This is a genomic window from Oerskovia sp. NPDC056781, from assembly GCF_042789955.1.
Lineage (GTDB): Bacteria > Actinomycetota > Actinomycetes > Actinomycetales > Cellulomonadaceae > Oerskovia > Oerskovia rustica.
The window spans coordinates 1-6,855 of record NZ_JBHUAD010000215.1; the positions used below are offsets into that span (position 1 = coordinate 1).

Below are 6,855 nucleotides of genomic sequence, written 5' to 3' on the forward strand. Positions count from 1 at the left end.
TCGCCAGCCGTGCCGGGACGACCCGAACTGCACACTCGACGCGACCTCAGCCCCCGTCAGCCCCCGTCAGTCCTCGACCGGTCCGAGCAGCGCGCTCGCGAACGTCGAGTGCGCGGACTCGTCGTCGGACGGGTGGAAGATCCCGGCGAGCACGTCGCGGTAGAGCCGCCCGAGCTCGGACGACGCGAAGTACGACGAGCCGCCGGACACCCGGATCGCCTGGTCGACGACGACGCGCGCCGTCTCGGTGGCCCGCACCTTGAGTCCTGCGACGGCCGTGAACCAGCCCGCACCCCGGTCCACGAGGGCGTCGATCTCGCCCGCCACCTGGTCGATCTGCGGGTAGATCCCGTCCATCGCGATGCCCGCGTCGGCGACCCGCCAGCGGATGTCGGGGTCCTGCGACAAAGGCCTGCCGCCGTTCTTCATCGACGTGCGCCGGTGGGCGTTCTCGACGGCGAGCTCGAGGGCGCGCTTGCCGATTCCCGTGTACACCGACGCGAGGAGGACCTCGAACGTCGTGAAGATCGCGAGCACGAGCGGGTCGGTCGAGGGTCCGGGGGCCAACCGGCGCACGACCCGGTCGGCCGGGGCGTGCGCGCCCACGAGCATGGTCGTGCGGCTCTGGCTCGCGCGCATGCCGACCGTGTCCCAGTCATCGAGCACGTCGACGCCGCCGCCCGCGCGTGTCACGAAAGCGTGCACGAGGAGCGGGTCGCCCTCCAGCGCGGGGCCGTCCTCGGTGGCCGTCTCGATCCCGAGCACCCCCAGCCGCGTCCACGCGGGGGACAGGGACGTGAAGATCTTCCGGCCGTGGAACGAGTATCCGCCCTCGCCGTCGGGACGGGCCTGCGTCCTGGACCCGAAGAGCACCAGGTCGTTGCCTGGCTCGGAGTAGCCGAACGCGAAGACCTCGCCCCGCGCGGCCTCCTCCAGGACGAAGTCGAGCGAGTGGTCACCGCGCTCGTACAGGTAGCGCGCGACGCCGGTCCACACGTGGTGCATGTTCACGGCGAGCGCGGTTGCGGGCGCTGCGCCCGCGAGGCGGATCTGCTCGTGCGCGACGTCGCGCAGGCCCAGGCCCGGGCCGCCCATCGCGGCGGGCACGAACGCCTTCAGGTAGCCGGCCGCGGTCAGCTCCTCGAAGTCCTCGGTGAAGAACGCGTTCTCCCGGTCGTAGGTCGCGGCGCGCGAGCGGATGCGGTCGAGCAGGTCGTCGGTCAGCAGCGGAGAGGTCATGCCCCCGTTCTACCACCGCTCCTCCACTTTCCGGGCACCTCGCCCGCCCGCTCCTGTTCACGCTGTCGAGTGCGGTTCCGGTAGGGTCGTCGGCGATGTCCAACCAGCCAGAACCCAGTGCTCCCGCGCGCAAGACGCGCGTCCTCATCCTCTTCGGCGGACGCTCCGGCGAGCACGTGATCTCGTGCGCCACCGCGGGTGGTGTGATGCGCGCGATCGACCGCGAGCGCTACGAGGTCATCCCCGTCGGGATCACCAAGGCGGGGCAGTGGGTGCTCGCTGCCGACGAGCCCGAGCGCTGGGAGATCACGCCCGGCAACCTGCCGGAGGTCACGGCCTCCGCCGGCGAGGTGCTGCTGCCGCTCGCGGTGGGGCAGCGCGCGCTGCGCGTCCTGGAGCCGGGCGAGTTCCCACGCGAGCTGGGCGAGGTCGACGTCGTCTTCCCGCTGCTCCACGGTCCGTTCGGCGAGGACGGCACGCTCCAGGGCCTGCTCGAGCTCGCCGACGTCCCCTACGTGGGCGCGGGCGTGCTCGCCTCCGCCGTGGGCATGGACAAGCAGTTCATGAAGCTGGTGCTCGCAGGCCAGGGGCTGCCCATCGCGCCGTACACGGTCATCCGTCCGGGGGAGTGGGACCGCAACCCGGCAGCGTGGACCGAGACCGTCGCGGGTCTGGGGCTGCCCGTGTTCGTGAAGCCGGCGCGTGCGGGGTCGAGCCTCGGGATCACCAAGGTCGACGACCTCGCGGACCTGCCCGCGGCGATCGCGGAGGCCCGCCGGCACGACCCGAAGGTCCTGGTCGAGGCCGGGGTCGTGGGACGCGAGATCGAGTGCGCGGTCCTCGGCGGACGTGAGGGCGAGCGCCCGCGGGCGTCGCTGCCCGGCGAGATCGTCGTGACCGACGCGCACCACGACTTCTACGACTTCGAGGCCAAGTACCTCGACGAGGCGGGAGTCGAGCTGAGCTGCCCGGCCGACCTGCCGCCGCACCTCGTCGACGAGGTCCGCGACATCGCGGTCCGCACGTTCGAGGCGGTGGGCGCCGAGGGGCTCTCGCGCGTCGACGTGTTCGTGACGACCGACGGCCAGGTCATCGTCAACGAGATCAACACGATGCCGGGCTTCACGCCGTTCTCGATGTACCCGCGCATGTGGGAGAAGTCCGGGATCACGTACCCGGAGCTGATCGACGAGCTCATCCAGCTCGCGCTGCAGCGCCCCACGGGCCTGCGCTGACCGTCCCGGCCGCCTGACCCGACAGACGAGCGCGCCACCCCTCACGGGGCGGCGCGCTCTCGTCGTCCTGGGGCACGCCCGGGTGGTGTGCCCTACATGCAGTAGCGGGTCTGCTCGACCTTGGACACCGCGCGGTTGAGGTCCGAGACGAACGACGAGGTGCGGGTCGTGCTCACGGCCGGGGGGAGCTGGACCTCGACCGCGGGGTCGCGGCCGTAGGTCACGAAGGTCCAGGTGTCCTTGCCGTCGTCGGTGACGATCCAGTCGACGCTCCCGGCGTTGCTCGGCACGCCCATGCATCCGACCGTGGTGGGCTCGGGCGGGGTCACGCCGCAGCGCAGCGTCACGGCCGCACCGGGCTCGCCCCAGGCGGCGGTGGCCTGGCTGTCGGTCTTGATCTTGGGGAGGCCTGCGAGCTCGTCGGGGACGGCGAGGACGACCTCGGCACACTTCGGGTTCGCGGCGTCGTCCGCGACCGGGACACCGATGGTCGGTGCGCAGGCGCCGAGGCCCGCGGCGACGGCGACCAGCAGGATCGCGGTGAGCGTCCGGCGTCGGGCAGGGGTACGAGGGGCGTTCAGCACCCTCCAACGGTAGCCGCTCCGGCGGGCGTGCCGCTCCCGCGTAAGGTGGCGCCGTGAGCGATCCGAACGAGAACCCGACCCTGGTGCGCGAGACCTCGGAGGAGGAGCTGCTCGCGGCGATCTTCCCGCTCCTGCCGACGGGCGAGGCGACCCTCGTGGGCCCCGGTGACGACTCGGCCGTGGTCAGTGCGCCCGACGGGCGCTTCGTCGTCTCGACGGACGTCCTGGTCGAGCGGCGACACTTCCGCCCGGAGTGGTCCACGGGGTACGACGTCGGGTGGCGGGCCGCCATGCAGAACCTCGCCGACATCGCGGCCATGGGGGCACGGCCCACGTCGCTCGTGGTCTCGCTCGTGGTCCCGGGGCACCTGCCCGTCGGGTGGGTCACGGGTCTCGCGCGCGGCCTCGCCGCGGCGTGCGCGCCGAGCGGCGCGGCCGTCGTCGGGGGTGACCTGTCGAGCGGCGACGACGTGGTCGTCGCGGTCACGGTCCACGGGGACCTGGGCGGTCGGGCGCCGGTCCTGCGTTCGGGTGCCCAGGTGTCCGACGTCGTCGCGCACGCCGGGCGCAGAGGCTGGTCCGCCGCGGGGCTCGCCCTGCTCGACCACGACCTGGGGGACGCGGACCGCGAGCTGGTCGACGCGTACCTGCGGCCCGAGCCGCCGCTCGCCGCTGGCCCTGCGGCGGCCGAGGCCGGTGCGACCGCGATGCTGGACCTGTCCGACGGGCTGCTGCGGGACGCGGGTCGTGTCGCCCGCGCGAGCGGCGTCGGGATCGACCTGGACCTCGACTCGTTCGCGGCGGACCTCGACCGGCTCGCCCGTGCGGCGTCCGCCGTGAGCTCGGCCACGGGTCGGCGTCCGGCGGGGGAGTGGCCGTCCGCCGCCGAGGACGTCGCGGGGTCGGGCGACAGGGCGGCGCTGGCTCGCGACTGGGTCCTGACGGGCGGTGAGGATCACGGGCTGCTCGCGACCTTCCCCGCGGGGACGGTCCTCCCGGAGCCGTTCCGGGCGGTCGGGCGCGTGGTGGCTGCGGGACCCGCGGCCTCTCACACCGGACGTCCGGCGGTCACGGTCGACGGGGCCGCGCCCCGTGCGCACGGCGTGGGGTGGGACCACTTCCGCGGCTGAGGCCCTCGGACGACGGGGCCACCCTCTCGGGCGACCCCCTCGACGGGAGAGCTGTCGGAGGCCCGGCGTCAGGACCTGCGGCGGTACCGCACCTGGGTCAGGTCACGGCCGCCGATGTCGTCGCGGCGCTCGACGCCGTCCGGGGCGAACCCGTGGCGGCGGTAGAAGTGCTGCGCGCGGTCGTTGTCCTTGAGCACCCACAGGGAGACAGGGGTGCGCGGGGGGACCTTGCCGAGCATGGTCCTCATCAGGTCACGGGCGACGCCACGGCCCCACGCCTCGGGGTCGAGGTAGATGGCGTAGATCTCGAGGTCGCCGTCGTCGGCGTCCTCGTCGCGGGCCGGCCCGATGCTGGCGAAACCGAGGGCGCGGCCGTCGGCCTCGGCGAGCAGGATGTCCGCGCCGGAGTTCGTGAGGTTCGTGGTCCAGGCGGACTCACGCTTGTCGTGGTCGAGCGAGGCCAGGTACTCGTCGGGGACGATCCCGGCGTAGGCACCGCGCCAGGAGGCGATGTGCACCTGGGCGATCGACGCCGCGTCCTGCGGTGTCGCCGTGCGGATCGTTACCTCGTTGAGTTCCGTCACCATGACCAAATCCTGCCACTTCCGTGGAGATTCGCCAACCCTCTTTGTCTGGATCTTCAGCAAATCTCCCCAAGGGGATGTGTTGTCGGCTTCGACGAGGGGTGGCTGGGCCGTCGGCGTCGCCCCTCGCGGCCCGTCGTCCACCGATCCTCTCAGCCTTTGCCCACGGGCGCCTGCCGGGTGCCGACGGAGCCCGCGACCGCTCGTCGGACGTCGTCGGCGATCAGGTCGGCGTTGGTCGCCGCAGCTGCCTGGACCCCGGCGGCGGCCGCTGCGACGACCTGGGCCATGATGTTCGTGACGTTGCCCGCGACGCGAACACCGGGCGACGAGGTCGCTCCCATCGGGTCCGACGGGACGTACGTCCCGACCACCGTGCCGTCGACGACCTGCTCCGCGGTCTCGATCCCCAGGGACTCCAGGACCGCGGACCGGGCGGTGAAGCGGGGCGCGACGACGAGGGCGTCGCACGGCACGACGTCGCCGGACGCCAGTCGCACGCCGCTCAGTGCGCCGTCCTGGACGTCGAGGGCCTCGACCGGACCGTCGACGACCGTGACGCCGCGCGCGTCGAGCGCGGCGCGGGTCGGTGCGTCCGGTGCGGGCGACCCGTGGAGGAAGAGCGTCACGTCGTCGGTCCACTGCCGCCACATCTGGGCCTGGTGGAGCGCCATCGGGCTCGTGGCGAGGATGCCCACGGCCCGGTCGCGCACCTCCCAGCCGTGGCAGTACGGGCAGTGCAGGACGTCCCTGCCCCAGCGCTCGGCGACCCCGGGGACCGCGGGCAGCTCGTCGACGAGCCCCGTGGTGACGAGCAGCTGTCGAGCGTGCAGGTCCCGGCCGTCCGCGAGACGGACCTCGAAGCCGCCGTCCGGCAGCCGGGCGGCCGACTCGACCGTGCCCTGCGTGATGCGGCCGCCGTACGCGGCGACCTCGCCGCGCCCGGCGGCCAGGAGCGCGGCAGGGTCCTCGCCGTCGCGGGACAGGTAGCCGTGCATGTGCGCGGCGGGGGCGTTGCGGGGGCGACCGGCGTCGACCACGAGCACGTCGCGCCGGGCGCGGGCGAGGGTCAGGGCTCCGCTGAGCCCGGCCGCGCCCCCTCCGACGACGATCACGTCGTGGACGTGGGGCGTGGCGTCGGTGTGCGTGTTCTCACCCGTGGCGGGTGTCGGGGTCGTGCGGGTCATGGGGACCACCTCCTCGACGAGCATCGGCGTGCAGGGGCGTCGGTGGCAATTCCTGTTGCCAGGGTGGCAAACTCGGGTCCATGGACGCACCCGTGGACGCACCAGAGGACGACCCCTTCGCCGCCGCGCTCGAGGCCGTCGGTCCTCGGCTGCGCGCGCTGCGACAGCAGCGTCAGCTGACCCTCGTCGAGCTCTCCGACCGCACGGGCATCTCCGTGAGCACCCTGTCCCGCCTGGAGTCAGGAGGCAGGCGTCCCACGCTCGAGCTCCTGCTGCCGCTCGCGCGCGAGCACGAGGTCCCGCTCGACGAGCTCGTCGGCGCGCCGCCCACGGGAGACCCGCGCATCCACGCGCGGCCCGTGAGGCGCGGAGACTCGACGATCCTGCCGCTGTCCCGCCGTCCGGGCGGGGTCCAGGCCTACAAGCAGGTCCTGCACGGACGGACCTCGGACGTGCTGCCGGAGACCAAGGTGCACGAGGGCTACGAGTGGCTCTACGTGCTGGGCGGGCGGCTGCGGCTCCTGCTCGGCGAGCACGACCTGGTGCTGGGCGAGGGCGAGGCCGCGGAGTTCGACACACGCACCCCGCACGCCGTCCTCAACGCCGACGAGCACCCGGTCGAGCTCCTCGTCCTGCACGGACCCCAGGGGGAGCGGGCGCACTTCCGGGCCCGGCCGAAGCAGCGTCGCGTCGACTGACGCGGCCGTCGCCCTCGACGACCCCGTGCACACCGCGGCCCCCGCGCCGCAGGGGAGCGCCGCCGTCGGGCACGGTGTTCCCGGGAACGCGAAAGCCCGCCAGGTCGTGTCCAGGCGGGCTTTGGGGGTACGAGCGGGTAGGCTAAGTCGTGAAGGAAGACCGTGCCGGCCTTCATGCCCGTTGTGCAGGCGTTGAGA

The 6,855-nt window shown here is 73.3% G+C and carries 7 protein-coding genes; 3 read left to right on the forward strand and 4 right to left on the reverse strand.

Annotated elements, in window-relative coordinates; genetic code table 11:
- Positions 1-66: 66 nt before the first annotated feature.
- Complete coding sequence (locus ACFRCR_RS15340) at positions 67-1,239, reverse strand: acyl-CoA dehydrogenase family protein (RefSeq protein ID WP_377678717.1); 1,173 nt, start codon at positions 1,237-1,239, stop codon at positions 67-69.
- A 95-nt stretch (positions 1,240-1,334) separates the two neighbouring features.
- Here ACFRCR_RS15340 and ACFRCR_RS15345 point away from each other — a divergent pair, with 95 nt between their 5' ends.
- A complete protein-coding gene (locus ACFRCR_RS15345) occupies positions 1,335-2,474 on the forward strand; it encodes a D-alanine--D-alanine ligase family protein (RefSeq protein WP_377678718.1) in 1,140 nt (379 codons plus the stop codon).
- 92 nt (positions 2,475-2,566) lie between these two features.
- Here the strand turns inward: ACFRCR_RS15345 and ACFRCR_RS15350 are convergent, their stop codons facing one another.
- The gene (locus tag ACFRCR_RS15350) at positions 2,567-3,058 is read right to left on the reverse strand and encodes a DUF3515 domain-containing protein (protein WP_377678720.1); all 492 of its coding nucleotides are present in this window, start codon (positions 3,056-3,058) and stop codon (positions 2,567-2,569) included.
- A gap of 53 nt (positions 3,059-3,111) precedes the next feature.
- Between ACFRCR_RS15350 and ACFRCR_RS15355 the strand changes: the two genes are divergently transcribed.
- On the forward strand, positions 3,112-4,188 hold the full coding sequence (locus ACFRCR_RS15355) for a thiamine-phosphate kinase (protein ID WP_377678722.1): 1,077 nt from the start codon (positions 3,112-3,114) through the stop codon (positions 4,186-4,188).
- A 68-nt stretch (positions 4,189-4,256) separates the two neighbouring features.
- Here the strand turns inward: ACFRCR_RS15355 and ACFRCR_RS15360 are convergent, their stop codons facing one another.
- Positions 4,257-4,775: a GNAT family N-acetyltransferase gene (locus tag ACFRCR_RS15360; RefSeq protein ID WP_377678724.1), complete on the reverse strand. Its 519-nt coding sequence runs from the start codon at positions 4,773-4,775 to the stop codon at positions 4,257-4,259.
- 149 nt (positions 4,776-4,924) lie between these two features.
- Complete coding sequence (locus tag ACFRCR_RS15365; protein WP_377678726.1) at positions 4,925-5,959, reverse strand: NAD(P)/FAD-dependent oxidoreductase; 1,035 nt, start codon at positions 5,957-5,959, stop codon at positions 4,925-4,927.
- Between the two features lie 80 nt (positions 5,960-6,039).
- Between ACFRCR_RS15365 and ACFRCR_RS15370 the strand changes: the two genes are divergently transcribed.
- Entirely contained in the window at positions 6,040-6,657 is a 618-nt protein-coding gene (locus tag ACFRCR_RS15370) for a helix-turn-helix domain-containing protein (RefSeq protein ID WP_377678728.1), read from the forward strand.
- Positions 6,658-6,855: the final 198 nt, after the last annotated feature.